General features: G+C 67.0%; 23 protein-coding genes and 1 rRNA gene. 7 read left to right on the top strand and 17 right to left on the bottom strand.

All coding sequences use genetic code 11. From position 1 onward, the window contains the following. Position 1: 1 nt before the first annotated feature. The 5 genes from PUN51_RS18325 to PUN51_RS18305 all read right to left on the bottom strand — a co-directional run bounded on the left by PUN51_RS18325 (position 2) and on the right by PUN51_RS18305 (position 5,318). Entirely contained in the window at positions 2-1,210 is a 1,209-nt protein-coding gene (locus tag PUN51_RS18325; protein ID WP_159632269.1) for a pseudouridine synthase, read from the bottom strand. A gap of 127 nt (positions 1,211-1,337) precedes the next feature. Further along, complete coding sequence (gene scpB, locus PUN51_RS18320) at positions 1,338-2,024, bottom strand: SMC-Scp complex subunit ScpB (protein ID WP_275182035.1); 687 nt, start codon at positions 2,022-2,024, stop codon at positions 1,338-1,340. Then, positions 2,021-2,836: a segregation and condensation protein A gene (locus tag PUN51_RS18315; protein ID WP_159632271.1), complete on the bottom strand. Its 816-nt coding sequence runs from the start codon at positions 2,834-2,836 to the stop codon at positions 2,021-2,023. Before PUN51_RS18315 ends, scpB begins: the two co-directional genes overlap by 4 nt. 7 nt (positions 2,837-2,843) lie before the next feature. Then, on the bottom strand, positions 2,844-3,743 hold the full coding sequence (locus PUN51_RS18310) for a ParA family protein (protein WP_079597205.1): 900 nt from the start codon (positions 3,741-3,743) through the stop codon (positions 2,844-2,846). Positions 3,744-3,974: 231 nt separating this feature from the next. Continuing rightward, positions 3,975-5,318, bottom strand: a complete 1,344-nt coding sequence (locus PUN51_RS18305; protein WP_159632272.1) for a cation:dicarboxylate symporter family transporter — start codon at positions 5,316-5,318, stop codon at positions 3,975-3,977. 159 nt (positions 5,319-5,477) lie between these two features. Between PUN51_RS18305 and PUN51_RS18300 the strand changes: the two genes are divergently transcribed. Together PUN51_RS18300 and PUN51_RS18295 are read left to right on the top strand one after the other, a co-directional pair. Continuing rightward, complete coding sequence (locus PUN51_RS18300) at positions 5,478-7,112, top strand: sensor histidine kinase (protein ID WP_224025650.1); 1,635 nt, start codon at positions 5,478-5,480, stop codon at positions 7,110-7,112. Continuing rightward, positions 7,109-7,822 (top strand): response regulator, encoded by a 714-nt coding sequence (locus PUN51_RS18295; protein ID WP_159632274.1) that lies wholly within the window; start codon positions 7,109-7,111, stop codon positions 7,820-7,822. The genes PUN51_RS18300 and PUN51_RS18295 overlap by 4 nt, the downstream gene beginning before the upstream one ends. A 60-nt stretch (positions 7,823-7,882) precedes the next feature. On the opposite strand, the gene PUN51_RS18290 is transcribed toward PUN51_RS18295, so the two are convergent. After that, complete coding sequence (locus PUN51_RS18290; RefSeq protein WP_224027123.1) at positions 7,883-9,787, bottom strand: propionyl-CoA synthetase; 1,905 nt, start codon at positions 9,785-9,787, stop codon at positions 7,883-7,885. A gap of 173 nt (positions 9,788-9,960) precedes the next feature. Between PUN51_RS18290 and PUN51_RS18285 the strand changes: the two genes are divergently transcribed. The 4 genes from PUN51_RS18285 (at position 9,961) to PUN51_RS18270 (ending at position 14,233) form a co-directional block, all read left to right on the top strand. Next, positions 9,961-10,617: a GntR family transcriptional regulator gene (locus tag PUN51_RS18285; RefSeq protein WP_275182034.1), complete on the top strand. Its 657-nt coding sequence runs from the start codon at positions 9,961-9,963 to the stop codon at positions 10,615-10,617. Beyond that, positions 10,610-12,130 (top strand): MmgE/PrpD family protein, encoded by a 1,521-nt coding sequence (locus tag PUN51_RS18280; RefSeq protein WP_224025649.1) that lies wholly within the window; start codon positions 10,610-10,612, stop codon positions 12,128-12,130. The genes PUN51_RS18285 and PUN51_RS18280 overlap by 8 nt, the downstream gene beginning before the upstream one ends. Further along, the gene (gene prpB / locus PUN51_RS18275; RefSeq protein ID WP_275182033.1) at positions 12,130-13,032 is read left to right on the top strand and encodes a methylisocitrate lyase; all 903 of its coding nucleotides are present in this window, start codon (positions 12,130-12,132) and stop codon (positions 13,030-13,032) included. Before PUN51_RS18280 ends, prpB begins: the two co-directional genes overlap by 1 nt. A gap of 61 nt (positions 13,033-13,093) precedes the next feature. Then, on the top strand, positions 13,094-14,233 hold the full coding sequence (locus PUN51_RS18270; protein ID WP_224025648.1) for a bifunctional 2-methylcitrate synthase/citrate synthase: 1,140 nt from the start codon (positions 13,094-13,096) through the stop codon (positions 14,231-14,233). Between the two features lie 83 nt (positions 14,234-14,316). On the opposite strand, the gene PUN51_RS18265 is transcribed toward PUN51_RS18270, so the two are convergent. Further along, positions 14,317-14,799, bottom strand: a complete 483-nt coding sequence (locus PUN51_RS18265; RefSeq protein ID WP_224025647.1) for an 8-oxo-dGTP diphosphatase — start codon at positions 14,797-14,799, stop codon at positions 14,317-14,319. A 78-nt stretch (positions 14,800-14,877) separates the two neighbouring features. Here PUN51_RS18265 and PUN51_RS18260 point away from each other — a divergent pair, with 78 nt between their 5' ends. Continuing rightward, a complete protein-coding gene (locus PUN51_RS18260; protein ID WP_224025646.1) occupies positions 14,878-15,579 on the top strand; it encodes a hypothetical protein in 702 nt (233 codons plus the stop codon). A 23-nt stretch (positions 15,580-15,602) separates the two neighbouring features. On the opposite strand, the gene xerD is transcribed toward PUN51_RS18260, so the two are convergent. The 10 genes from xerD to rrf form a co-directional block, all read right to left on the bottom strand. Continuing rightward, complete coding sequence (xerD, locus tag PUN51_RS18255) at positions 15,603-16,643, bottom strand: site-specific tyrosine recombinase XerD (RefSeq protein WP_275182030.1); 1,041 nt, start codon at positions 16,641-16,643, stop codon at positions 15,603-15,605. Next, positions 16,643-17,302: an NUDIX domain-containing protein gene (locus PUN51_RS18250; RefSeq protein ID WP_159632281.1), complete on the bottom strand. Its 660-nt coding sequence runs from the start codon at positions 17,300-17,302 to the stop codon at positions 16,643-16,645. The genes xerD and PUN51_RS18250 overlap by 1 nt, the downstream gene beginning before the upstream one ends. A 25-nt stretch (positions 17,303-17,327) precedes the next feature. Continuing rightward, the gene (locus tag PUN51_RS18245; RefSeq protein WP_275182028.1) at positions 17,328-19,103 is read right to left on the bottom strand and encodes a CTP synthase; all 1,776 of its coding nucleotides are present in this window, start codon (positions 19,101-19,103) and stop codon (positions 17,328-17,330) included. A 135-nt stretch (positions 19,104-19,238) separates the two neighbouring features. Next, on the bottom strand, positions 19,239-20,978 hold the full coding sequence (gene recN / locus PUN51_RS18240; protein ID WP_275182027.1) for a DNA repair protein RecN: 1,740 nt from the start codon (positions 20,976-20,978) through the stop codon (positions 19,239-19,241). A gap of 4 nt (positions 20,979-20,982) precedes the next feature. After that, positions 20,983-22,008 carry an NAD kinase gene (locus PUN51_RS18235; protein ID WP_159632284.1) on the bottom strand — a complete coding sequence of 342 codons (1,026 nt, stop codon included), beginning with the start codon at positions 22,006-22,008 and terminating at the stop codon, positions 20,983-20,985. Positions 22,009-22,021: 13 nt separating this feature from the next. Continuing rightward, positions 22,022-22,837, bottom strand: a complete 816-nt coding sequence (locus PUN51_RS18230) for a TlyA family RNA methyltransferase (RefSeq protein ID WP_275182025.1) — start codon at positions 22,835-22,837, stop codon at positions 22,022-22,024. Then, complete coding sequence (locus PUN51_RS18225; RefSeq protein ID WP_275182023.1) at positions 22,837-23,088, bottom strand: hypothetical protein; 252 nt, start codon at positions 23,086-23,088, stop codon at positions 22,837-22,839. The genes PUN51_RS18230 and PUN51_RS18225 overlap by 1 nt, the downstream gene beginning before the upstream one ends. Before the next feature lie 9 nt (positions 23,089-23,097). Next, the gene (locus tag PUN51_RS18220; protein WP_275182021.1) at positions 23,098-24,087 is read right to left on the bottom strand and encodes an HAD-IIA family hydrolase; all 990 of its coding nucleotides are present in this window, start codon (positions 24,085-24,087) and stop codon (positions 23,098-23,100) included. Between the two features lie 6 nt (positions 24,088-24,093). Continuing rightward, positions 24,094-25,920: a hypothetical protein gene (locus PUN51_RS18215; protein ID WP_275182020.1), complete on the bottom strand. Its 1,827-nt coding sequence runs from the start codon at positions 25,918-25,920 to the stop codon at positions 24,094-24,096. Positions 25,921-26,248: 328 nt separating this feature from the next. Further along, positions 26,249-26,321: ribosomal RNA gene (gene rrf, locus PUN51_RS20880) — 5S ribosomal RNA — on the bottom strand; the annotation flags it as partial.

The following is a 26,321-nucleotide window of genomic DNA, read 5'->3' as shown; positions in this document are numbered from 1 at the left end:
CTCAGAGCCCTACGGATGCCAGCAGGTGGCCGACTTCCTGCTTGCCCAGGTTGCGGATGCTGCCCTGGCGCTGGTCGCCGAGCCCGATGGGGCCCACCTTGACGCGGACCAGCCGCTGGACCGGGAAGCCAACGGCGTCGAACAGGCGCCGGACAATGCGGTTCTTGCCGGAGTGGAGTACAACCTCGATCAGCACATGGCCCGGGGTTGAGTCCACCAGGCGGAAGGAGTCAACGGAAGCGAAGCCGTCCTCCAGCTCGACGCCGGCCTTCAACTGGGCGCCAACGCCCTGCGGGAACGGTCCGCGCACCTGCACCAGGTAGGTCTTGGGAACCTCGTAGGAGGGGTGGGTGAGTCGGTTGGCGAGTTCGCCGTCGTTGGTCAGCAGCAGCAGGCCTTCGGTGGCGACGTCGAGCCGGCCAACGTGGAAGAGGCGTTCGCCGGTGTTCTTGTTGTTCTTCAGGAAGTCGCTGATGCAGGGCCGGCCCTCGGGGTCCTCCATGGTGGACACCACGCCCTTGGGCTTGTTGAACACCATGTAGACCAGGTTTTCGTCCAGCTGGATCCGCAGGCCGTCAACGTGGATCACGGCAGTCTTGGGGTCTACGCGGACTCCGAGTTCGGTGACTACCTGGCCGTCAACTTCGACACGGCCCTCGGCGATCATCTCTTCGCAGACGCGCCGGGAGGCGACTCCTGCGGAGGCCATCACTTTCTGGAGGCGCACGCCGTCGGCATCGTGGAGTTCGGACTGGGGAACGTTGCCCCGGGGACCCTTCTTCCGTGCAGGCTTGCGGACCGGCCCCAGGTTCTGGCCAAAGCGTTCGCTGCCGAAAGCACGGGAAGCGGCTGCTCCGGGAGCGCCCGTTCGCGGCTTGGGCTTGAGCGCACCGGGGGTTCCGGGGGCTTTCCCGGCACCGGGCTTGCGGGCCGCGGGCTTGCGGGACGACGGCTTGGCACCCCTGGCGGGCTCGGCTCCGCGTCCCTGCTGGTCCCCCGCGAGGTCGGGGTCGATGAAGCGCTCTTCGCGCGGCTTGGGCGCGCGGTGCGGGCGGTCCCCGCCGAATCCCGAGGATCGCTTGCCTGCTCCGCCGCGGGAGCCCCCGCTGAAGCTGCCGCCCTGTGCCGGGTTGCGCTGTGAACTGTTGCGTTCGTTCCCGCCGCGTCCCGAACCGTTACGTGGTGAACCCTGGCGTCCCGCCTGTGTCATGACCCGTCCTTCAAATGTGTTTTGGCCGGCTGAGATGTCCAAGGACAACCTTAGCCAGCCGCGCAGACTTCGTCTGCCCTGATAAATAACCGTGCTGGATGGACTGTTGCGGGCAGGGGTGTCCTGCCTACATCGTCCCGGCGTCGTAGAACTCTGCGATCCCGTCGAGCCCCGGAAGGTGCGGCGACAGTTGGGGCAGGTCCTCCACTGAACTGATTCCCATCCGTTCGAGGAAATACGAGGTAGTCCGGTAGAGGATTGCGCCGGACTCGGGATCTGTTCCCGCGTCCTCGATCAGCCCGCGCTGGGCCAGCGTCCGTACGACAGAGTCAACATTGACCCCGCGAATTGCAGACACGCGCGCCCGGGAAACGGGCTGGCGGTACGCGATGACCGCCAGTGTTTCCAACGCCGCCTGGGTGAGCCTGGCAGTCTGCCCCTCAAGCACGTACTTGCCCACAATGTCGGCAAATTCCGTGCGGGAGTAGATGCGCCAGCCACCGGCGATGTTCCGCAATTCAAAACCCCGGGGACTGGACCCGATACCAGCGCTGCTGGCACTCTCCACCTCCGGGGCTTTAACAGTATAGCCGTTATAATCGCGCTGCAGTTCTGCCAGCAGAGAGCGGACCGAGTCCACCGTTAGCCCCACCCCTGCCGCCAGCTCCTCCTCCGTGGCCGGTTCGTCCAAAACCATGAGGACGGCTTCCAGGGCAGCCTTGGCGCCGCCGGGAAGGTCGGCGAAGGCGGGGCCGTGGGCGGCGTCGTCCTGCCACTGCGTCTGCTGCGGCTGCGTATCCTCCTGCGGGTTCACAGTTGCTCCTCGAATTCTTCGCTTAGGTTTTCCGCCGACCAGTCCCGGCGGTCGGCCGTCCAGTGGATGGCAAGGTCCGCCAGCGGGGAGAGCTGGTCGAACGAGACAGCCCGGTCCCGGAACAACTCCAGCAGGGCCAGAAACCGGGCCACCACCACCAGGGTGGACTCGGCGTCGGCAATCAGGGAACGGAACGTCAGGGGTGACTCCTGCTGGAGCCTGAGGCCCAGCACTTCGGCCTGCTCCTTGACGCTGACATTGCCGCCGTGCAGGTGGCCGAGGGCAACCTGTGGTGGCTGCGCCGGCGCCTTGGGCCGGAGCGCGGCTTCTGCCAGTGCAGCGAACTGCCGGGGCGTATGTTTCCAGACGAGCTCGGGGAGCATAGCTGCGAAATGTTCCTCGAGCGCCACCTGCCGTGGAAAGCGGCGGCCTTCCTGGTGCAGGGTTTCACCCATGATGCCTGCCACCTGCTTGAAGGCCTTGTACTGGAGCAGCCGGGCAAACAGGAGGTCCCGCGCCTCCAGCAGGGCGATGTCCTCGTCGTCCTCGACTTCTCCGGCCGGGAGGAGCCGTGCTGCCTTGAGGTCAAGCAGGGTGGCGGCAATCACCAGGAACTCGCTGGCCTCGTCCAGGGCCCATTCTTCGCCGAGCTCCTGCAGCTTGCGGATGTACTTGATGAACTCATCGGTGACCGTGGCGATGGCAACTTCGGTGATGTCCAGCTGATGCTTGGCGATCAGTCCCAGGAGGAGGTCGAACGGACCCGTGAAGTTGGCCAGCCGCACCTCGAAGCCGGGTTTGGTCTCGGCCACGGCGTGCTTAGGGTGCGCCGCCGCGGGAGATCAGCTCCTTGGCCAGCCGGCGGTAGGCGTCCGCACCCACATGGTTTCCGGCGTAGCTGGTGATGGGCTCCGCAGCCACGGTGGCATCCGCGAACTTGATGGAGCGCTTGATGACGGTTTCAAAGACTTTGTCACCGAACGCCTCCACCAGCCGGGTGATCACTTCGCGGCTGTGCAGCGTGCGTGCGTCGTACATGGTGGCCAGCACGCCGTCCACCTGCAGCCGCGGGTTCAGCCTGTCCTGGACCTTGTCGATGGTCTCAACGAGGAGGGCCACGGCGCGGAGCGCGAAGAACTCGCAAATGAGCGGGATGATGACGCCGTGGGCCGCGGTGAGGGCGTTGACGGTCAGGAGGCCCAGGGACGGCTGGCAGTCGATGAGGACGACGTCGTAGTCGTCTTCGACCTTCTTCAGCGCGCGGTCCAGGACCTGTTCGCGCGCCACCTCGTTCACTAGCTGCACTTCCGCCGCAGAGAGGTCGATGTTGGCCGGCAGCAGGTCGACGTTCTCGACACCGGTCTGGTGGATGGCGTCGCGGATGTCCACCTTGCGGTCCATCAGGACGTTGTACACGGTGAGGTCGAGTTCGTGCGGGTTGACGCCCAGGCCCGCCGACAGCGCACCCTGGGGGTCGAAGTCCACCAGCAGGACACGCCGGCCGTATTCGGCGAGTGCCGCGGCCAGGTTAATGGTGGAGGTGGTCTTCCCGACGCCGCCCTTCTGGTTGACCATGGCGATGACGCGGGCCGGACCGTGGGAGGACAGCGGCGCGGGTTCCGGGAACTCGCGGTATGGGCGACCCGTGGGGCCCATCACCGCGTTTTCCAGGTCGAATTCCGTGCCCTCCAGAGTTGCTGAACCCTGTTCGCTGCTCACGTATCTGTCCACACTTTCGATGACGGTGATTTCCTGCCGCTGGCTGACCAGCGCCGTTCGTTCTGCTCCCTAGGTTACAGCGCCCGACACGGTATTCGACGGAACTTGACTTTCCGCGAATGTTGAGCCTTGACCCTCTAGCTGAGGTCGAAGGTTGCACTGCAGGGCAACGAAAAACCGCCCCCGCAGCAGGGCTGCAGGGGCGGTTTCACGTCTCTTATGGGACAGAGGCTAGGCCTTGGCGGCCTCGCGGGCGCCTTCTTCCTTCGGTGCCATCTCGCCGTGGCCGGCGATCATGGTCTGCTCGTCGAAGGGGACTTCGCCGGAGAGGACGCGGGCAACCTGGCCGCCGTCGATCTCCTTGACCCAGGTGCCCACCAGGACCGTGGCTACGGCGTTGCCGGTGAAGTTGGTCAGGGCGCGGGCCTCGGACATGAAGCGGTCGATTCCCACGATCATGCCCACGCCGCCCAGCAGCTCGGGACGGTGTGCCTGCAGGCCTGCTGCGAGGGTCGCCAGGCCGGCGCCGGTGACGCCGGCGGCACCCTTGGAGGCGATGATCATGAAGACCAGCAAGGAGATCTGGGCGCCGAGGTCCAGCGGGGTTCCCATGGCGTTGGCAACGAAGAGGGACGCCATAGTCAGGTAGATGGCGGTTCCGTCCAGGTTGAAGGAGTAGCCCGTGGGAACGGTGACGCCCACGACGGGCTTGGAGACGCCGAGGTGTTCCATCTTGGCGATCAGGCGGGGCAGCGCCGCTTCGGAGGAGGAGGTGGAGAAGATGATGAGGTACTCGCGGGCCAGGTACTTCATCAGCTTGAAGATGTTCACGCCGGCAACGACCTGGAGGAGGCCGCCCAGGATGACCACGATGAACAGTGCGCAAGTGATGTAGAAGGCGATCATCAGGGTGAACATGCTCACGATGGCCTGGACGCCGGTTGCGCCGACGACGGCGGCGATGGCACCGAAGGCACCAATCGGAGCGAGCCACATGATCATGATGAGGATGCGGAAGACCAGGCCCTGGGCGTGGCCGATGGCCTTGAGGATGGGGGTCCCCTGCGTGCCCATCTTCTGCAGGGCGAAGCCCACCAGGATGGCGGCCAGCAGGGTGGGCAGGACGGGGATGTCACCCGGGATGATGCCCATCAGGAAGTCCACGGTGCTGTCAGTGGCGGCCTTCTTGTTGGGGTCGTAGGGCGTCAGCTTCAGGCCTTCGCCGGGGTGGATCAGGTTGCCCACCACGAGGCCGATGGCCAGGGCGAAGGTGGACATGATGATGAAGTAGCCCAGGGCGAGGCCGCCCACCTTGCCGACGGTGGCTGCCTTGGCAATGGATCCGATGCCCAGGACAATCGTGCAGAAGATGACCGGGGCAATCATCATCTTGATGAGCTTGACGAACCCGTCTCCCAGGGGCTTGAGGGACTTGCCCACCTCCGGGAAGAGCAGGCCGACAACCGCGCCGAGGACGACGGCGGCGATAACGGCAATGTAAAGGTAGTGGGACTTGTCCAGTCCCTTGCGCCGCGGCGTCGCGGTCTCGAGCGACTCTCCTCGTTGAGAAGCCATGATGTGTCTCCTTGTGGATATTCTGATAGACGCTGCGGCGCAGTCTCTGGGCTCAACACGTCCGTGCAATGTGATATCCATCATTGGGCACCCCGTGATCCAGCTCACCGTTGCGTTCATATTGGTCGCGGCACCCCCGGGGTTCTGAAGGAGGCAGGCATGATCCACCGCTGGAGTATCGCCCGCCGGCTCTTCCTGGCGAACCTGCTGATCGTCGTATCCTTCATCGCCATTGTGGGGACTGCGGCCTACGTGGACGCCCGGGACCGTACGTATGACGAGGCGGGGCGCCGCATGGAAGGAGTGGCTGCCTCCATCGCCGCCAATCCCCTGGTGCTCCAGGCCGCCGCCACGCCGGACCCGTCCGCCCTGCTGCAGCCTTACGCCAAGGACGTCACCAGCGCCGCCCACATCGACTTCATCACCATCATGGCTCCTGACCGGACCCGCTGGACACACCCGCGGGACGAGGAACTGGGCCACCCGTACATCGGCTCCATCGACGCTGCATTGCAGGGCCGGGCCTTCACCGAAGTCACCGCCGGCACCCTGGGCCCCTCGGTCCGGACCATCGTTCCGGTCAAGGACGCCCAAGGGACCGTGAAGGCGCTGGTGGCGGCGGGTGTCACCGTCCGCAGCGTCGACGTGGCCTTCACCGGCCGCCTGCCGGTCCTGCTGGCCGTCGGCATCGCCCTGCTGGTGGGCGGATCCCTGGCGTCGTGGCTGCTGGGCAGGTATCTGCGGCGAGTGACGCGCGGCTGGGGGCCCGAACAGCTGGCGCAGTTGTTCACCTACTACGAATCAGTGCTGCACTCGGTGCGCGAAGGGCTGATCCTCATCGATGCCAAGAAGCGCGTGGTGATGTACAACGACCAGGCTGCCGAACTGCTGGGCCTCGCCGAAACGGGCAGCAACGATCCCACGCGGCCCCCATCCCTGGCAGACCTCCCCCTGGACAGCGAGCTGCGCAGCCTGTTCGATTCGGGGCGCACCACCAAGGACGAGATGGTGCTGACCGGTTCCCGCGTGCTGGTGGTCAACCAGGGCCCGGCCAGGGGGCCCGAGTCCCCTGGGGCGCGGGGGAAGGTCCCCGTGTATGGAACAGTGGCCACGCTCCGGGACCGGACGGAAATCGAGGCACTGGGCAACGAGCTGCAGACCATGCGGACCCTTTCGGATGCGCTGCGGGCCCAGACCCATGAACACGCCAACCGGCTCCACACCATGGTCTCGCTCCTGGAGCTTGGCCGGACGGGCGAAGCCCTCGATTTCGCCACCCAGGACCTGGCCCTGAGCCAGCAGCTGACGGACGACATGGTGAGCTCGATTGATGAACCGGTGGTGGGAGCCCTGGTCATGGGCAAGGTGGCCGAGGCCCACGAGCGCGGCGTCCAGCTGGATGTTTCCACCCTCGGCTCGGGCGCCGCACCCGGGGTGGCCGTCCAGGACCTGGTGACGATCCTGGGCAACCTGCTGGACAACGCGATTGATGCTGCTGCCGACGCCCCTCCCCCGCGGCGGGTGGTGCTGACGCTGGAGGCGGACGAGGAAGGACTGGACATCGCCGTCAACGATTCCGGGGCGGCCATCGACCCCGCGGATTCGGAAAAGATCTTCCGGCACGGGTTCAGCACCAAGCCCGCCGGGATGGGGGGCCGGGGCATTGGACTGGCGCTGGTCCGGCAGGCCGTGCAGCGTTTGGGCGGTACGCTGGCCATTAATGGCCGGCGCGGCGCCAAGTTCGAAGTATTCCTGCCTGCGGCGGTCTCCGCGGATAAGGAGCACAGACAGTGAGCAACATCCGGGTCCTCGTCGTCGAAGACGAGGCCATCGCTTCCGCGGCCCATGCCGCGTACGTGGGGCGGCTGGAAGGGTTTGAGCTCGCGGGGACTGCACCCGATGGCCAGTCCGCCCTGCGGCTCCTCAATGAATTCGTGGCGGCGGGAGAGCCGGTGGAACTTGTCCTGCTGGATATGAACCTGCCCGACCTGCACGGCCTGGACATCGCCCGGCGGATGCGCTCCGCCGGGATCCTCGCGGATATCATCGCCATCACCGCCGTGCGCGAGCTGGCAATCGTCCGCAGCGCCGTCGCCATCGGCGTGGTCCAGTACCTGATCAAGCCCTTCACGTTCGCCACCTTCTCGGACAAGCTGGAAAACTACCGCCAGTTCCGGCAGCAGCTGGCGGGTTCCAACGGCGGTCCCGGCAAGGGAGGTGCCTCGCAAAGCGAGGTGGACCAGGCTTTTGCGAGCCTCCGTGCGCCGTCCGAACTTCCCCTTCCCAAAGGCCTGTCCACCTCGACCCTCGGCTCGGTCCAGGAGTTCCTGCGCGGCCAGCCCGAAGCAGTGTCCGCCACCGAGGTCATGGATGCCCTGGGTATGTCCCGGGTAACCGCGCGGCGCTATCTGGAATACCTTGCCGACGCGGGCACCGTTTCCCGGACCGCGCGCTACGGCACCCCGGGAAGGCCGGAGAACGAGTACCGCTGGAACGCGCGCTGACGCGCCGAGGCTAAACATGCGGGGGTCCACGTGCGAAGGTTCGACGCCCCGCCCTGACCGTCAGCGGGCTTCCGCCCCGCCCACCCGGAGGGTGCCGATCAACTGGTCGATGACCCCGGGATCCTCGATGGTTGAGGGTACGGTGTACTCCTCGCCGTCTGCGATCTGGCGCATGGTCTTGCGGAGGATTTTCCCGGACCGGGTCTTGGGCAGCGCGTCCACCACCGTCACATGCTTGAAGTCCGCAACCGCACCAATGTCCCGCCGGACCAGGGCCACCAGGTCCTTGGCCAGGACGTCTTCGGGGATGTCGACGCCGGATTTGAGCACCACGTAGCCGCTGGGGCGCTGGCCCTTGAGGGGGTCGGCGAGGCCGATCACGGCACACTCGGCAACCGCCGGATGCTGGCCGATCACCTGTTCCATGGCGCCGGTGGACAGCCGGTGTCCGGCAACATTGATGATGTCGTCGGTGCGGCCCATGACGAACAGGTACCCGTCCTCGTCGCGGTAGCCGGAATCGCCCGTGGCGTAGCAGCCCTCGAAGGCCTGCAGGTAGGACGAGATGAAGCGTTCATCGTTTCTCCACAGGGTGGTGAGGGTGCCCGGCGGCAACGGCAGCTCCAGGACGATGTTGCCTTCGGTGCCGGGCTCCACTTCCCCGCCCGCGCCGTCGAGGATCCGCAGCCGGAACCCGGGCATCGGAACGCTCGGGGAGCCGGCCTTGATGGGCAATGGCTCCAGTCCACGCGGATTGGCGCAAATGGCCCAACCTGTCTCGGTCTGCCACCAGTGGTCCACCACGGGCACGCCTAAAACCCTGGATGCCCAGTGGAACGTGTCCGTGTCCAGCCGCTCGCCGGCGGCGAACAGCGTCCGCAGGCTGGAGACGTCGTAGTTCCCCAGCAGCGATGCCTCCGGATCGGCCTTGCGGATGGCCCGCAGCGCCGTGGGAGCGGTGAACAGCACGTTGACCTTGTGGTCCTGGACCACGCGCCAGAACGCCCCGGCGTCAGGAGTGCCCACCGGTTTGCCCTCGTACATCACGGTGGTGGCTCCGGCCAGCAACGGACCATAAACGATGTAGGAGTGCCCCACCACCCAGCCAACGTCGGACGCCGTCCACATCACGTCGCCGGGGCCGATGCCGTAAATGTTTTCCAGGGTCCAGCGCAGGGCGACGGCGTGCCCTCCGTTGTCCCGCACCACGCCCTTGGGCGCGCCCGTTGTTCCGGAGGTGTAGAGGATATACAGCGGGTCCGTGGCCTGCACGGCGACAGGGGCCACGGCTTCGGCCGAAGCCATGGCCGAATCCCAGTCCAGCCATCCAGCATGGTCCCCGGCCGCCGATGCGAAGCCGTCGCGCGCTTTGACCACCACGGGAATGCCGGCCGTGCCGGCCAGCCCGAGGGCCTCCGCGACGGCAGGCAGGTATTCGATGCGCCTGGCCGGTTCGATCCCGCCGGAGGCCGTGACCACGGCGGCGGGGGCGGCATCGCGGATGCGCGCGGCGAGCTCCTTGGGCGCGAAGCCGCCAAAGACCACCGAGTGGACCGCGCCCAGCCGGGCAGTGGCCAGAATGGCGATGGCGGCTTCCGGGATCATGGGCATGTAGATCACCACGCGGTCGCCCTTGCCGACGCCGTGGCGCCGCAGCACGCCGGCAAAGCGGGCCACGAGGTCCGTCAGTTCCGCGTAGGTGTAGCGCTGCTGTGTACCCAGCATCGCGGAGTCATGGATCAGGGCATCCTGCCCTCCGCGGCCCTCGGCGACGTGCCGGTCCAGCGCGTTGTAGCAGGTGTTCAGGGCGCCGTCGGGGAACCAGCTGTAAAGCGGTGCCCGGCTGGAGTCCAGGGCCCGGCCCGGCGGAGAGGTCCAGGAAATCTTCTGCGCTGCCTCCAGCCAAAAATCTTCGGGCTGTTCGAGGCTGCGCTGGTAGCTGTCCCGGTAGCTTTTGGTGACCATGAGGGGTATCCCGTCCACGACGTTGTGATGCAGCTCATGGTAGCGGGCAGAGTGCGCCCGCCACAAGGGTTATGTATACAGAAATTGGATGGAATCCGAATATTTTCCCCTTTTGCTGTAATCCGACGCCTCTTGTGTATACACTGATGCTGTCACCGAGGAAGGAGAACTGCATGCGCGCCAGCGACAAGGCCTACGCGGCCCTGCGGGACGACATCATCGAATGGCGCCTCACTCCCGGTACTGTCCTGGCCGAGGTGGAACAGTCCGAACGCCTTGGTGTGTCGCGCACACCGCTCCGTGAAGCACTGGGCCGCCTGACGGCAGAGGGGCTGACGACGGCAGGCGGCCGCGGCGTCGTGGTCACCGACATCTCCCTCGAGGACATCGACGAACTGTTCGAACTGCGCGAAACCCTTGAGGGCAAGGCCGCCGCCCTGGCTGCCCGGCGAGGGGACGCTGCCACGTTCGAGCAGCTGCAGCGCGAACTGCTCAATGCCCCCGCGCTGATCAGCGGCGGGGACCCCGCCCTGCATGACTATTACGAACTGGTGGGCCGGCTGGACGCCGCCATCGACGCCGCCATCTCCAACTCCTACCTGGCCCAGGCCATGCGAAGCCTGCGCGTGCACCTGGTCCGGATCCGCCGGCTTGCAGCGGACGACGCCCGCCGCCTCACCGCCGCAGCGGCCGAACACGCCGCCATCGCGGAGGCCATCGCAGCCGGCAACCCGAAGCTCGCTGAGGCGGCGACGATCGTCCACCTGCACCGAAGCCTCTCCCACGTCAAAGCAACCCACGCATCCCACCCGAAGGAGCACCATGGTTAAGGAACACCACGTCCGCGTCTACAAGAGCGAAGAGAACCTGCCCCGCGAGGACCAGCTCGCCTACAAGATCGCCCAGGTCGCGGCCGATCCCGTCGCCGTCTCCGACGAAGTCACCGACATGGTCATCAACCGCGTCATCGACAACGCCTCGGTGGCCATTGCTTCCCTGAACCGCGCCCCGATCGTCGCTGCCCGGGCCCAGGCGCTCACCCATGGTCCCAGCACCGGAGGCAAGGGCTCCAAGGTCTTCGGCATCGAGGAACGGGTTGCACCGGAATGGGCTGCCTGGGCCAACGGCGTGGCCGTACGGGAACTCGACTACCACGACACCTTCCTCGCCGCCGACTACTCCCACCCCGGTGACAACATTCCCCCGATCCTCGCCGTGGCCCAACACGTTGGGTCCAGCGGGCACGACCTCATCCGCGGCATCGCCACCGGCTACGAAATCCAGGTCAACCTGGTCAAGGCCATCTGCCTGCACAAGCACAAGATCGACCACGTCGCCCACCTCGGCCCCTCCGCCGCCGCCGGCATCGGCACCCTGCTGGGCCTCGACGTCGAGACGATCTTCCAGTCGGTGGGCCAGGCGCTGCACACCACCACCGCAACCCGGCAGTCCCGCAAGGGCGAGATCTCCACCTGGAAGGCGCACGCCCCGGCGTTTGCCGGCAAAATGGCCGTCGAGTCCGCGGACCGGGCCATGCGGGGCCAGACCTCACCCGTGCCGATTTACGAGGGCGAGGACGGCGTCATCGCCTGGATGCTCGACGGCCCGGACGCCTCCTACATGGTCCCGCTCCCCACTCCGGGCGAAGCCAAGCGTGCCATCCTGGACACCTACACCAAGGAGCACTCCGCCGAGTACCAGGCGCAGGCCTGGATCGACCTGGCCCGCAAGCTCCACGGTGAGCACCCGGAGGTCACCGACCCGGCCAACGTCGAGTCCGTGCTGATCAAGACCAGCCACCACACGCACTACGTGATCGGCTCGGGCGCGAACGATCCGCAGAAGTACAGCCCCACCGCCAGCCGCGAGACCCTGGACCACTCCATCCCCTACATCTTCACGGTGGCGCTGCAGGACGGCGCCTGGCACCACGTGGACTCCTACGCCCCGGAGCGCGCCGCGCGTCCGGACACCGTGGAGCTGTGGCACAAGGTCACCACGGTGGAAGACGCGGAATGGACCCGCCGCTACCACTCCCTGGACATCGCCGAGAAGGCCTTCGGCGGTTCCGTGGAGATCACGCTCAAGGACGGCACCGTCATCACGGACCAGATCGCCGTGGCCGACGCGCACCCGCTGGGCGCCCGGCCGTTCGCCCGGGAACAGTACGTGAACAAGTTCCGCACGCTGGCCGCCGGCCTGGTGGAAGAGGCTGAAATCGAAAGGTTCCTCGCCGCCGTCGAACGCCTCCCCGAACTCGCCGCCGGCGAGCTGGACCAGCTGAACATCACCGCCGCCCCCGGCGTGATCGACCTCGCGGCGGCACCGAAGGGACTCTTCTGATGCTGTACTCAAAGACAACCCCGGAACAGAAGCGGATCCGGTTCCGGGAACTGCTGGCCTCCGGGACCATCCAGCAGTTCCCCGGCGCCTTCAACCCGCTCTCCGGCCGCCTGATCGAGGAGAAGGGCTTCGCCGGCGTCTACATCTCCGGCGCCGTCCTGGCCAACGACCTGGGCCTGCCGGACATCGGCCTGACCACGCTGACAGAGGTGGCCACCCGTGCGGGCCAGATTGCCCGCATGACGGACCTTCCCTCGATCGTCGACGCCGACACCGGGTTCGGTGAACCGATGAACGTGGCCCGCACCGTGCAGGAACTGGAAAACGCCGGCCTGGCCGGCTGCCACATCGAAGACCAGTTCAACCCCAAGCGCTGCGGCCACCTGGACGGCAAGAACGTGGTGGACCTGGATACTGCCACCAAGCGGATCCGGGCCGCCGCCGACGCCCGCCGGGACCCGAACTTCCTCATCATGGCCCGTACCGACATCCGGGCCACCGATGGACTGGAGGCGGCGCAGCAGCGAGCCAAGGCCCTGGTTGAAGCCGGCGCGGATGCAATCTTCCCCGAGGCCATGAAGGACCTGAGCGAGTTCAAGGCCATCCGGGACGCGGTGGACGTGCCGATCCTGGCCAACATGACCGAGTTCGGCAAGAGCGCGCTCTTCACCGTGGATGAACTGGCGGGCGTGGGCGTCAACATGGTCATCTACCCGGTAACGCTGCTCCGTAGTGCCATGGGCGCTGCTGAGCGTACTCTGGAATCGATCAAATCCGACGGCACCCAGGAGGCACAGGTTCCAAACATGCTGACCCGTGCCCGGCTCTACGACCTCGTTGACTATGAGGCCTACAACCACTTTGACACCGGGGTGTTCAACTTCCGGATCCCCGGAGTCTGACACCCCACCGGACTGCCGGCCCCGGCCGGTCAACAGGCGTTAGGAACAAAGGAGTTTCAGCATGGCTGAAAATGAGATCAAAAAGGGCCTCGCCGGCGTCGTGGTGGATTACACCGCGGTTTCGAAGGTCAACCCGGACACCAACTCGCTGCTCTACCGCGGCTACCCGGTCCAGGAGCTGGCCGCCCGCTGCAGCTTCGAGGAAGTTGCCTACCTGCTGTGGAACGGCGAACTGCCCACAAAAGAGCAGCTCGCGGAGTTCACCGCGCGGGAACGTGCCGGACGTGCCCTTGACCCCGTGGTCAAGCAGGTCATCGACGCCTTGCCGGTGACCTCGCACCCGATGGATGTCTGCCGGACCGCGGCCTCGGTGATGGGTGCCCGGCACCCGCAGGCGGAGGACTCGTCGCGGGAGGCCAACATGGCCAAAGCGGTGGACCTGTTCGCCGCCATGCCCGCAGTGGTGGCCTACGACCAGCGCCGCCGCCACGGCCAGGAGCTCGTGGAGCCGCGCGATGACCTGGGCTATTCGGCGAACTTCCTGTGGATGGCCTTCGGCGAGGAACAGGTGCCCGAGGTGGTGGATGCCTTCAACGTCTCGATGATCCTCTACGCCGAGCACTCCTTCAACGCGTCCACGTTCACCGCACGCGTCATCACCTCGACGCTCTCGGACCTGCACTCAGCGGTAACCGGAGCCATCGGGGCCCTGAAGGGTCCGCTGCACGGCGGGGCGAACGAAGCCGTAATGCATACCTTCGACGAGATCGGCATCCGGCAGGAGGAGTCCCTCGAGGAGGCTGCGGCGCGGGCGAAGGCCTGGATGGAGGATGCCCTGGCCCAGAAGAAGAAGGTCATGGGCTTCGGCCACCGCGTCTACAAGCACGGCGACTCCCGGGTCCCCACCATGAAGGCCGCCCTGGACAAAATGATTGCCCACTACGGCCGCCCCGAACTGCTGGGGCTGTACAACGGCCTGGAAACGGCGATGGACGAAGCCAAGGCCATCAAGCCGAACCTTGACTACCCGGCGGGGCCCACCTACCACCTGATGGGCTTCGACACCCCCACGTTCACCCCCCTGTTCGTGGCCAGCCGGATCACCGGCTGGACCGCGCACATCATGGAGCAGTTGGACGCCAACTCGCTGATCCGCCCGTTGAGCGAGTACAACGGGGTGGAGGAACGGCACCTGGCCTAGGGTTTGGTTGGAACGTCCGACGGCGGGCGGGCACTGCGGTGCCTGGCCCGCCGTCGGCTTTTAACAACCTGGAGTTTGCCGCGTCAGCCCAGGAGGCTGCGGGATGACGCGACGGTCTCGTTGTCAGTGTGCATGGTGACCACTACGTTCACCCTGCGGCCCTCCAGCACCACGGGCAGCCAGTGGTCCGCGTCCTGCCACATGCGGTCCACCGGGAGGGTGTCCACCGGGAACCACTCGGGCAGGATCTCGTCGCTGGGTTCCGGTTCGCCCTCCCAGGTACGGGCGGTGAACAGCGTGGTCTTCATGTTCCATTCCGGGCGGGCGGGAAAAAGGAAGTGGACCGATCCGGCATCCGCCAAGTCCTCCGCCTGCAGCACCACCCCGGTCTCTTCAAGGACTTCCCTGATCACGGCCTCCGCGTCGGTCTCCCCCGGCTCAACGTGGCCGCCGATGCCTACGATCTTGCCTTTGCCGAACCCGGTTTGCTTGAGTCCCAGGAGGACTTCGGCCCCGTCTTCCCCGTCACGGAGAAGGAAGCATAGGGTCACAGCGGCTGCGGTCATTGCTCCAGCTTAACGTGGCGCCGGCCCCGTACAGCGGTGCGGTGCCGCGCTCCGGTGCCCGTTGCTACAGTGAGCCCCATGAACACGGAAGGCGGGGAACAGTCCACGCCCGCTCCGGGAGTCCGGCCTCCGGGACGCAGCACCGTCCGGTTGCCTGGCTGGCTGGTAAAGAGTCCGCTGTATGCCGGATGGCTGTGGACCGGAGCGTGGGCGTTGCTGATCCTCGCCGACGAATACCTGGACCTGGCCGGCTGGGCCTGGTACGCGTGCGTGGGGATGGCCGCACTGCCCACCCTGGGCTGCACGGTGGCCGTCCTGCATGCCACTCCACGCACATACCTGCGGCCCGCGGGAGAGTCCGTGCTGGCACACTTCTTCGTGCGGTTCCTGGCGTTGACGGCCGCTTTCCTGGTCTGGGGCATCTCGGTGGTGGCCAGCGCCTCGGTTTCAACCACGGTCCAGGCGCTTGCAGGTGAATCGGAGCGGGCAGTCACCTCGCTCGGCCTGAATCTCCTCGTGGCCGCCGTGCCGTTGGTTGTGTCTGTGCTGTGGATGGCCCTGATCGTGCGTTGCGCCTGGTTCCTTGCCCGCCTCCGCGGCTGGCACCAGGCGCCTGGGAATTCGCGCGTCCCGGCAAGGTTCCTGCGACGTTCCCCGGAACTCCGGAGGGTGGTCATTGGCCTCGCCCACCCGGGCCTGCTCCTGGTGGCCGGGCTCGGCACTACTCTCCTGGCCCTGGTCCTCAGCGGACTGGAACTGACGCTCAACGTGATGGAATGATCCCCCGCCCGCCCGCCCGCGGGCTAGCCCAGTGCCCGCGGGTGTGCCGCGGCGTAGATCTCGCGGAGTGTATCCGCAGTGACCAGTGTGTACACCTGGGTGGTGGTCACCGACGCATGGCCAAGCAGCTCCTGCACCACACGGACGTCGGCGCCGCCTTCGAGCAGGTGGGTGGCGAATGAATGCCGAAGCGTGTGCGGCGAAACATCGCGGGTGATGTTGGCCTTCTCCGCCGCCGCCTTCAGGATGGTCCAGGCACTCTGGCGGCTGATCCGCCCGCCGCGGGCATTAAGGAACAGCGCGGGCGTGCCCTTTCCCTTGGCGGCCAGCAGCGGGCGCCCGCGGACCAGGTAGGCATCGAGCGCCCGGGCCCCGTAGGAGCCCAGCGGCACCAGGCGTTCCTTCGATCCCTTGCCGAACAGGCGGACGATCGCGGGCCCCGCTCCCGGTTCGGCAAGGGAGATATCGTCAACGTCCAGTCCCACCGCTTCGCTGATCCTGGCCCCCGTGGAATAGAGGAATTCGAGCAGGGCGCGGTCCCTCAGCCCGGTGGCGGTATCGGTTCCGGCCGCTTCGAGGATGCGGGTCACCTCATCGACGCTGATGGCTTTGGGGAGCCGCTTGCCGGCCATCGGCGGGTGTACCTCGCTGGCCGGATCCGCCGTTGTGTGGCCCTCCAGGGCCCAGAACTTGTGCAGCCCCCGGACAGCCACCACGGTCCTGGCGGCGGACCGCACCCCAAGGGTGGACCCGCCGTCGGAACCGTCCGAAAGGGCGCGGACGTAGCCGGTGACGTGGTGCCGGGTGATGTCGCCTGGACGTGTGCAGCCTGCGGCGGCGAGGTAGCGGGCGTAGCGGGCGAGGTCCCGCCGGTAGGCTGCCAGCGTGTTCGCGGCAAGCCCCCGCTCCACGCCAACATGCTGGAGGTAATCGGTGATTCCGCGTTCGATCGCGGCCGGTATTCCGGGCGGGGCAGCACCGGCCAAGGCGGCACCGTTTGCAGCGCCGGGGTTCGGAGCCTGTTCGACCTCCGGAGCCGCTTCAGCCGAGGGACCCGGAACCATCAGCGCTGGCTGGGGTGTGCGGGCCAAGGGGCGTCGGCGGGACGAAGCCCTTCATAGTTGCCGGCCCGGGCCGCAGCAGCGGCAAGGATCCCGACGACGGCGGACGGGTTGTGCAGGCGGCCTGCCAGGACAGAAGCCACGGCATCGTCCAGGCTGATCCAGTGGAACTCGATCTCCGCTTCCTCGTCCGTCCGCTCGTGGCGCTCGTGGTGCGGCACCTCGGTGAGGTCACGGGCCAGATAGATCCGGATGGCTTCGCTCGAGGATCCGGGGGAATTGAAGACATCGGCCAGGACGTTCCATGTTCCGGCCGCCAGGTCCGCTTCCTCAGCGAGTTCCCGCGCCGCCCCCACCACGAAGTCTTCGCCTTCGACGTCCAGCAGTCCCGCGGGGACTTCCCAAAGGTCCATGCCGACGGGATGCCGGTACTGCTTCAGCAGCAGGATCTGACCTTCGCCGTTCATGGGCAGGACGGCGACAGCACCCGGGTGGTCGATGTAGTCACGGGTCAGGGCGTCCCCGGACTCGGAGAGCTGGAAGGTGTCACTGACGACGTCCCAGATCCGGCCCTGGTAGACCTTCTCCGTAGACAAAAGACGGCGCGGGCTTGGTGCATCCGAAACCTGTTTTGCAGGGGTGGCTTCAGGTGTACCAGGCATCGCGCCGTCCTTTTTGTTCTATTGACTACTTAGCGGTAACGCTACCCGATGCTGCAGGCTCCCCTGCCGCGGCAGCGTCCGTGTCGGCGGCACCCTGGTGGTTCGCGTTCTGGTGATCCAGGGCCGCCTTGACCAGTCCGGTGAACAGCGGGTGCGGGCGGGTGGGCCGCGAACTCAGTTCGGGGTGCGCCTGCGTCGCCACGTAGTACGGGTGGACGTCGGCCGGCAGCTCAACGAATTCGACGAGCCTGCCGTCCGGGGAGGTGCCGGAGAAGACCAGGCCCTTCTCGGCAATCTGCTGGCGGTACTTGTTGTTGACCTCGTAGCGGTGCCGGTGGCGTTCGCTGACCGTGGTCTTGCCGTAGGTACCGGCGATGACCGAGCCCTCGTCCAGCTTGGCTTCGTAGAGGCCAAGGCGCATGGTGCCGCCCAGGTCGCCACCGCCTTCCACGAACTCCAGCTGCTCCTCCATGGTGGCGATGACCGGGTACTTGGAATCCGGCTCGAACTCGCTGGAGGAAGCACCTTCCATGCCCACCACGTTGCGGGCGTACTCGATGACCATGCACTGCAGGCCAAGGCACAGGCCCAGCACAGGCAGCTTGGTCTCGCGGGCGAACTTGAGGGCGCCCAGCTTGCCTTCGAGGCCACGGATACCGAAACCGCCCGGCACGCAGATGGCGTCCACGCCGTCGAGCGCCTTGATGGCACCCTCACGGGTCTCGCACTCGTCCGAAGGGACCCAACGGATCTTGACCTTGGCCTCATTGGCGAAGCCGCCGGCACGCAGGGCTTCAGTCACCGAGAGGTAGGCGTCCGGAAGGTCGATGTACTTGCCCACCAGGGCGATTTCGACCTGGTGCTTGGGGTTGTGGACGGCCTCCAGGAGGCGGTCCCAGCTGGTCCAGTCCACGTCCTTGAACGGCAGGTCCAGGGCACGGACGATGTAGGAGTCCAGGCCCTGGGCGTGCAGGGTCTTGGGGATGTCGTAGATGCTGGGGGCGTCCGGGCAGCCGATGACGGCTTCGAGGTCGACGTCGCACATGCGGCCGATCTTGGCGCGCATGGCTTCGGGGATCTCGCGGTCGGAGCGGATGACGATGGCTTCGGGCTGGATACCGATGGAGCGCAGGGCCGCCACCGAGTGCTGGGTGGGCTTGGTCTTCAGTTCCTGCGACGGTCCGATGTACGGGACCAGTGACACGTGCACGAAGAAGACGTTGCCGCGTCCCACGTCCTGGCGGACCTGTCGGGCCGATTCGAGGAACGGCTGGGACTCGATGTCGCCAACGGTGCCGCCGATTTCGGTGATGATGACGTCGGGGGCGTTCTTGCCTTCAGCAGGCAGCCGCATGCGGCGCTTGATCTCGTCCGTGATGTGCGGGATGACCTGGACGGTGTCGCCGAGGTATTCGCCACGCCGTTCCTTGGCGATCACGGTGGAGTAGACCTGGCCGGTGGTCACGTTCGCGGAACCTTCAAGGTTCTCATCGAGGAAGCGCTCGTAGTGCCCGATGTCCAGGTCCGTTTCGGCGCCATCGTCAGTGACGAAGACCTCACCGTGCTGGAAGGGGTTCATCGTGCCCGGATCCACATTCAGGTAGGGATCGAGCTTCTGCATCGTGACGGACAGGCCGCGTGCCCGGAGCAGGTGACCGAGGCTGGAGGCCGTCAGTCCCTTACCGAGTGAGGACGCCACACCGCCGGTGACGAAGATGTGCTTGGTCATCTTGGAGGAGCCCGGGAACCGGGAATTTACACGGGAATTTGATCGCTGCACCACGGAATTCGAGCCTATCATCAATTGAGCCTTCCACGGATCGGGCCGAACCTGCACCCAAGCGTTCCAGTCTGCTGGGATGGGGCCGCTGAATCAAGAGGCCTCCATCCGGATAGTCGACGGCCAACCGGCCCGCTCCCCCCGCTTTTTGCCGCGTCAGGCCCGCTGTGGCAGGAGTTTGGCGTCGTCCAGCAGTTCCTGGGCGTGGGCCTGGGCGGACTCGGAGTCTTCCTGCCCGGCCAGCATGCGGGCGAGTTCACGCACCCGTTCCGGCCCGTCAAGGAGGCGGACGTCACTGGAGGTGAAGCCGGTGGCGGTGCCGCCGTCGGCTCCCCTGACGGACGTTTTGGTCACGGTGATGTGCTGGTCGGCAAAGGCGGCCACCTGGGGAAGGTGCGTGACCACCAGCACCTGGACGTGGCGTGCCAGCATAGCCAGCCGGCGGCCGATCTCGACGGCGGCGCGTCCGCCCACACCGGCGTCGACCTCGTCGAACACAAACGTGGGGACGGGGTCGACGGCGGCGAGCACCACCTCGATGGCAAGCATCACCCGGGACAGTTCACCACCGGAGGCGCCTTTGCCCAGGGGCCGGGCCGGGGCTCCGGAGTGCGGCTGCAGCAGGAAGGTGATCTCGTCCGCGCCGTGGGGGCCCAGCTGCCCGGAGGGCTCAAGATTGATCACCAAGGTGGCGTCGGCCATGGCCAGGGCCTTCAGCTCGGCACTGACCCGGGCAGAGAGGTCCTTGGCGGCCTTGGCCCGGATCCTGCTGATGGCTGCCGACTGCTTGGTGAGTTCCGCTTCGGCGCGGACCACCTCCGCGTCCAGGGCTTCGATGCGGGAGGAGTCGTCCTGCAGCTCGTCGTATCGGACGCGGGCCTTTTCGGCCCACTCCAGCACTTCGTCGATGGTTGGGGCGTATTTGCGGACCAGCTTGGCCAGGGCTGCCCGCCGGTCCTCAATCTCGGCGAGCCGTTCCGGGCCCTCCGAGTCCAGGCCGGCCTGGTAGCTGGCCAGTTCGGTGGCGATGTCGTTGAGCAGGAAGCCCACTTCCGCCAGCCGCGCCGCGGCGGAACCGAGTTCGGCGTCGTGCTCGGCCACATGCTCCAGGGTGCGTTTGGCGGAATCCACCAGGGTGGTGGCGTCACCGGTCTCGCCGAAGTCCTCGGCGATGAGGGCCTGGTGTGCCGTGCTGGCGGCAATCCGCAGTTCCTCGACGTTGGCGAGCTTGACGGCCTCGGCCTTCAGGAGCTCGTCCTCCCCCGGCTGCGGATCCACCTCGTCGATTTCAGCGAGGGCGGCCTCCAGGGATTCGGCTTCGCGGAGCCTGTCCCGAGCGGCGCTCCGCAGGCTGTCCAGTTCCGCCTGGCTGGCCTTCCACCTGCTGTACAGCTCCTGGTACGCGGACAGCGGTCCGGCCAGGCTGTCCCCGGCAAACTTGTCCAGGGCTTCCCGCTGGGCCGTGGCGCTCTTGAGCCTGATCTGGTCCGACTGGCCGTGCACCACCACCAAGGATTCGCCGATCTCGGCCAGGACGCCCACCGGCGCAGCCCGCCCACCGAGGAACGCACGGCTGCGGCCGTCCGCACCCAGGCGGCGGGCCAGGATGAGCTCGGCGCCGCCGTCGAACTCCTCGGCTTCGGCACCGGCATCAAGCGCACGGGCGATGGCCGGATGTCCGGCGTCGAGCTTGAGCACCGCTTCCGCGGTGGCACTTTTTGCGCCGCTCCGGACGGCGCCGGCATCGGAACGCGCTCCCAGGAGCAGTCCGACGGCGGTGACCACCATGGTCTTGCCCGCACCGGTTTCACCGGTCACCACGCTCAGTCCAGGGCCGAGCGGAAGCGTTGCGTCGGTGATGACGCCCAGATCGCGGATTCTCAGTTCTTCAAGCATGGCTTCACTTCGCAGTCGACGGATCGGGATCGCTGCCAGGGTTCTCCGCATGCGGTACCGGCAGCGGCGGCATGGGCCGTGGCGTCCGCACAATGGGAATGGGGCCGGTGTGCACGGCATCGGACTTGGGCACCGGACCGCGCCAGCCATGGATGGGCAGCTCGAACTTGCGGACCAGGCGGGCCGAGAAGGGGGTCTGGTGGGTGCGGGCCAGCCGGACCGGGGTGGCCGATTTGGTCACTTCCACGCGGGCGCCCGGCGGCAGGTCCACCGAGCGCCGGCCATCGCACCACAGGACACCCTGGGCGTCGGTGCGTCCCAGCACCTCAACAGCGAGCCTGGACCGGGGCGATACGACCAGGGGCTTGGCGAAGAGCGCATGTGCACTGATGGGCACGATCACCAGCGCCTCCACCTCCGGCCACACCACGGGACCACCGGCGGAGAACGCGTAGGCCGTGGAGCCCGTGGGGGTGGCCAGCACGATGCCGTCGGAGCCGAAGGACGTCAGCGGTCGCTCGTCCACCTCGGTCACCACCTCGAGCATCCGTTCCCTGTTGGCTTTCTCGATGGCGGCCTCGTTTAAAGCCCAGGTGTGCCAAATCTTCTGGCCGCGGACCCAGACCTGGACATCGATGGTCATCCGCTCTTCAACGGTGTACTCGCGGCTGGCAATCCACTCCACGGTCTGGGCAAGGTCCGCCCGCTCGCTTTCAGCCAGGAAGCCCACATGGCCCAGGTTCACGCCCAGCAGCGGCACGTCCACCTCGCGGACCAGCTCAGCGGCCCGAAGGATGGTTCCATCGCCGCCAAGGACCATGACCAGTTCCACATCGGGCAGCTGGACGTGGTCGTGGAGCACCTCCACCGGCTGGGCCAGGTGCCCGAAGAACCGTTCCATGTCGCCCAGTTCGGACTCCTGCATCACGGGGACCATGCCTGAAGCATGCAGCAGGGCGCAGGCTTCCCAGGCGGCTTTCAGTGACTCCTCGCGGCCGGTGTGGGCAAGGACCAGTACACGCCTGCTCATCAGGTTCCGCTCTCTAGTGGTTCGGCCAGATTTGTCCGAGCAAAGCAGCAGCTGCTGCCTCACGCTCTTCGATCTTAGGCAAGTCTTGGGTGATCCTGCGTTTTATCCACAGGAAGTATTCGACGTTTCCGTCCTGTCCGGGCAGCGGACTGACCGCAAGGCCGCACAGGTCCAGGCCGGCGTCGAGCGCTGCCCTGGCCACCTTTTCCACGGCCATCCGCCGCTCGCGCTCCGACGTCACCACGCCGGTGCGGCCCAGGCGGTCCTTGCCGATCTCGAATTGCGGCTTGACCATCAGCACCAGGTCGCCGCCGGGCTCCGTGCAGTCAGCCAGCGGCTGAACCACGAGGGTGAGGGAGATGAAGGACAGGTCGGCGACGGTCAGGGCGGCCGGGCCGCCGATGTCCGCAGGTGCCATGTACCGGACGTTCATGCCCTCGTGGACCTCCACGCGGGGGTCGTCCCGGAGGTGCGGCACCAGTTGGCCGTGCCCGACGTCGACCGCCACCACGTGTGCGGCCCCGCGCCTCAGCAGGACGTCCGTGAAGCCGCCGGTGGAGGCACCGGCGTCGAGGCACCTTTTGCCTTGGGCCGAAACGTCCGGGAATGCGTCCAGGGCGCCGGCCAGCTTGTGCCCGGCACGGCTGGCGTAGGTGTCCTGGTCATCATGTTCGACGGCCAGGTCCCGGCTGTCGTCAACCTGCAGGGAGGCCTTGGCAAGGACCTGGCCGCCGGAACGGACCTTGCCCTCGGCAATCAGCGAGGCTGCGTGCGTCCGGGACCTGGCCAGTCCGCGGGCCACCAATGCCTGGTCGAGGCGTACCGGCATCAGGCGGCCCCGCCGGTCTTTTCGCTGCCTGTGGGAACGCTGTCTGCGGGTTCGCTGTTGAGGGCGGCCAGCAGTTCATCGTGCAGCACGTTGTAAACGGTTTCGTGCTCCGCTGCCGGAAGGCCGGGCAGGTCGAGAAGCCTGGCGGTGGCCTGTGCCACCTGGGGATCCCTGATGTCCTGCCCGGGGGCCTGGGGCCACTCCGGGGCCGGCTGGTCTGTCGGATGGTCCGGTTCGGTCAGCTCGGTCATAGAACCAGTCTAGTGATCCAGCCACACCAGCTTGGGCGCCTGCGGGGTTGACGCGTCAGGCGTCCCGGCCCACCATGCGGCACACGCCGCGCGCCACGAGTTGAGGTCGTCCTGGCTGCCAATGATGCCCACTGCTCCGTTGGCCACGCGCGCCGTCGACTGCCCGCACGTGTAAGTGCCGTCGTCGTGCGTTATCTCCGGGTATGGCCGGTGCAGGTCCGTAAGGTTTTCGATGATGTACGCGGGACGTTCCGCGGCGCGGGCCGCCAGGATGGTCTCGCGCGTGTCGACGCCGGTCAGCACGGCCACGGTGGCGAAGCCGGCGTTGTTGCCGCCCAGGATGTCCGTGTCCAGCCGGTCGCCCACCACCAGGGGGCGCCCGGCGCCAAGCCGCTTGGCGGCCGAATGGAAAAGCGGCGCTTCCGGCTTACCCGCGACTTTCGGCTGCTGCCCGGTGGCCGCAGCGACCGCCGCCACCAGGGTGCCGTTTCCAGGAGCGATGCCGCGCGCCTGCGGAATGGACATGTCCGTGTTGGTGGCCACCCAGAGGGCACCGGCGTTCACCACATAGGTGGCTTCCGCCAGGTCCTTCCAGCCAATGGCGGGGCTAAAACCCTGGACCACGGCGACCGGGTCCTCATCCTGGCCGGCCACCGGCACCAGGCCCGCCAGCTCAATTTCGCGGGCCAGGGCCGGACTGCCGGTGATGAGGATCCTTGATCCCGGAGCCAGCATCGCGGCGAGCAGCTCGGCCGCCGCCTGGGATGAACTGACCACCTGGTTGTCCTCAGCCGGTGCACCCAGCTCACGGAGATGCGCGGCAACTTCCGCCGGTGACCGGGAGGCGTTGTTGGTGACATAGCCCAGGCCAATGCCCAGCCCGGAAAGCTGCTTCAGCGACTCAACAGCTCCGGGAATGGCGTGGGGCCCGGCGTAGACCACGCCGTCCAGGTCGGCGAGGAGTGCGTCGAAGCGGGAAACCAGGGAAACATCGCTCATCTGTGTTCAGTCTTCCCGGCGGTCTTCGTCGTGCTCAATGCCTGCGTTGTCCTGGGCAGCGGTGTCGTCTGCGCTGGCATCGTCAGCACCGGCGTCGTCCGCATCGGCGTCGTCCGCGGGTACAGAGTGGAGCTCGTCGTGTTCCACCGAGTCCTGGTCCGATTCTGCGTCGTCGGAAACGAAGTAGTCGGCATCCTGGTCGTCGATGCTGCTGTCCTGTGAGGACTTCGCCTCGGCTGCGCGGGCGCTCCCGGCAGCTGCCTCCGTGGAACCTGCTGCGGGCGTTTCCGCCCCAGCGCCCTTGGAGGCGCGGTCCAGCATACGCCGGCGTTCTGCCTCTTCCCGGGCTTCCTCTTCCTCGTCCCAGCCGAGGTCGATGATTTCGGGTTCTTCGTCGGCGCCCAGGCCCAGGGCATTTTCTGCCACGACGGCCTGCCGGCTCCACTTCTGCGACTCGTCTTCGCGTCCCACCGCAGCCAGCGCGTCGGCGTAGGCGCGGAAAAGGCGCGGGCTGTAGGAGAACGCGCGGTTCATGTCCAGCTGCGGGATTTCAAGTTCGGCTACTGCCGCGTCAAGCTGGCCCAGGTCGGTGCGCGCACCGGCGGCGACGATTGCCAGTTCCACCTTGCCGGGGGCATCCAGGTCCTGGGCTTCCTCAGAGCGCGCCACATCCAGGGCACGGTCGGGGCGTCCCAGGCCACGCTCGCAGTCCGCCATGATGGGGAGGTGGACGTTGGAACCACTGATACGGCGGAAGGTGCGGAACTCGCGGAGCGCCTCACCGTAGTGCCCGGCGGCGTAGGCTGTCAGGCCAACGGCTTCCCGGACAGCGGCGAGCCGGCCGCCGCGGCGGCTGGCTGCCAGGGCGTGCTGGAAGGCAAGCTCCGGCTCGTCATCGATGAGGCGGCCGGCCATCACCAGGTGGCGGGCCACCCATTCCGAGCTCTTGGCTTCGAGGGTCTTGATCTGGTGCTGGGTGGCGCGGTCCAGTTCTTTACCCGTGACGTCTTCATCGATTTCGGGTGAGCGTTCCCGGTCCGGGCGGTTGGCGCTGCGGAGGTCGGCGGCGTTGGGCACGCGGACAGGACGGTCTTCCTGGCGATCGCGGCCAAAGCTGCGGGGGCCGGCCCCACGGCCGGACTCGGCGCGGGAGTCACCGCGGTCGAAGCCGCGGGGAGCCCGGTCCTGCCGGCCTCCGAACGGCTTGCGGTTATCGCCGCCACCAAAACCACGGCGGTCACCTTCGCCGTCGCGGCGCGGACGGTCACCAAACGGCTTACCATCACGATCACCGAACTGGCGACGCTCGCCGTCGCCGTCGCGGCGCGGACGGTCGCCAAACGGCTTACGGTCACGGTCACCGCCGCCAAAACCACGGCGATCACCCTCGCCATCGCGACGGGGACGGTCGCCAAACGGCTTGCGGTCACGGTCACTAAAGGGCTTGCGGTCGCGGTCACCGAACGGCTTCCGCTCGCCACCGCCGGCACCGCTGCCAAAACCGCGACGGTCACCCTCGCCATCGCGGCGGGGGCGGTCACCAAAGGGCTTGCGGTCACGGTCACCGAACGGCTTCCGCTCGCCACCGCCGGCACCGCCGCCAAAACCGCGACGGTCACCCTCGCCATCGCGACGGGGACGGTCACCAAACGGCTTACGGTCACGGTCACCGAACGGCTTCCGCTCGCCACCGCCGGCAGAGCCGCCGCGGGAGAAGTTGTTGCCATCGCGGTCGGACCGGGACCGGAATCCGCGGGGCTCACCGCCGGAGTTGTTGTTGCCGCGGAACGCGCCCCGGTCGTTGCCTCGGTTGCCACCGTTATGCTCGGCCATGTGGATTCCTCCTGTTGTGAGCCGACCACTGGCGCAACTGCAGCCGCTCGTTTCGTTTCCTACGCAACCCGAAATCAAGCGCTTCGAAGTCCGTACATCTTCATCAATTCTAGTGGAGCCACCAAATCCCCCCGGACAGTGCGGGCCCTGGGACCGGGTATCGTGGCCATCTTCACAACGGGACAGCCCTGCGGCAGCCGCTGCCCGCTGTAACCCGGCCGCCGGCATGAACTCCGCCCGCCGGACGCCGCTGGCAGCTCCTTCGGTTTTTCGGGTTAAATGTGGGAGGCCCCAACCGTGTGGTTGGGGCCTCGACCATTAATAGTTGTTCCGGCGGTGACCTACTCTCCCACACCCTCCCGGGTGCAGTACCATCGGCGCTGTGGGTCTTAGCTTCCGGG

It is taken from the genome of Arthrobacter sp. NQ4, assembly GCF_029077345.1.
In the GTDB taxonomy this organism is placed as follows: domain Bacteria; phylum Actinomycetota; class Actinomycetes; order Actinomycetales; family Micrococcaceae; genus Arthrobacter.
This window is presented reverse-complemented; position numbering and strand designations above follow the sequence as displayed.

Bases quoted from the DNA above. Each gene is read 5' to 3' on its own strand.
- PUN51_RS18325 (WP_159632269.1), bottom strand. From the start codon at position 1,210: ATGACACAGGCGGGACGCCAGGGTTCACCACGTAACGGTTCGGGACGC.
- PUN51_RS18305 (WP_159632272.1), bottom strand. From the start codon at position 5,318: ATGGCTTCTCAACGAGGAGAGTCGCTCGAGACCGCGACGCCGCGGCGC.
- PUN51_RS18300 (WP_224025650.1), top strand. From the start codon at position 5,478: ATGATCCACCGCTGGAGTATCGCCCGCCGGCTCTTCCTGGCGAACCTG.
- PUN51_RS18290 (WP_224027123.1), bottom strand. From the start codon at position 9,787: ATGGTCACCAAAAGCTACCGGGACAGCTACCAGCGCAGCCTCGAACAG.
- PUN51_RS18285 (WP_275182034.1), top strand. From the start codon at position 9,961: ATGCGCGCCAGCGACAAGGCCTACGCGGCCCTGCGGGACGACATCATC.
- PUN51_RS18280 (WP_224025649.1), top strand. From the start codon at position 10,610: ATGGTTAAGGAACACCACGTCCGCGTCTACAAGAGCGAAGAGAACCTG.
- prpB (WP_275182033.1), top strand. From the start codon at position 12,130: ATGCTGTACTCAAAGACAACCCCGGAACAGAAGCGGATCCGGTTCCGG.
- PUN51_RS18270 (WP_224025648.1), top strand. From the start codon at position 13,094: ATGGCTGAAAATGAGATCAAAAAGGGCCTCGCCGGCGTCGTGGTGGAT.
- PUN51_RS18265 (WP_224025647.1), bottom strand. From the start codon at position 14,799: ATGACCGCAGCCGCTGTGACCCTATGCTTCCTTCTCCGTGACGGGGAA.
- PUN51_RS18260 (WP_224025646.1), top strand. From the start codon at position 14,878: ATGAACACGGAAGGCGGGGAACAGTCCACGCCCGCTCCGGGAGTCCGG.
- xerD (WP_275182030.1), bottom strand. From the start codon at position 16,643: ATGGTTCCGGGTCCCTCGGCTGAAGCGGCTCCGGAGGTCGAACAGGCT.
- PUN51_RS18250 (WP_159632281.1), bottom strand. From the start codon at position 17,302: ATGCCTGGTACACCTGAAGCCACCCCTGCAAAACAGGTTTCGGATGCA.
- PUN51_RS18245 (WP_275182028.1), bottom strand. From the start codon at position 19,103: ATGATAGGCTCGAATTCCGTGGTGCAGCGATCAAATTCCCGTGTAAAT.
- recN (WP_275182027.1), bottom strand. From the start codon at position 20,978: ATGCTTGAAGAACTGAGAATCCGCGATCTGGGCGTCATCACCGACGCA.
- PUN51_RS18235 (WP_159632284.1), bottom strand. From the start codon at position 22,008: ATGAGCAGGCGTGTACTGGTCCTTGCCCACACCGGCCGCGAGGAGTCA.
- PUN51_RS18230 (WP_275182025.1), bottom strand. From the start codon at position 22,837: ATGCCGGTACGCCTCGACCAGGCATTGGTGGCCCGCGGACTGGCCAGG.
- PUN51_RS18225 (WP_275182023.1), bottom strand. From the start codon at position 23,088: ATGACCGAGCTGACCGAACCGGACCATCCGACAGACCAGCCGGCCCCG.
- PUN51_RS18220 (WP_275182021.1), bottom strand. From the start codon at position 24,087: ATGAGCGATGTTTCCCTGGTTTCCCGCTTCGACGCACTCCTCGCCGAC.
- PUN51_RS18215 (WP_275182020.1), bottom strand. From the start codon at position 25,920: ATGGCCGAGCATAACGGTGGCAACCGAGGCAACGACCGGGGCGCGTTC.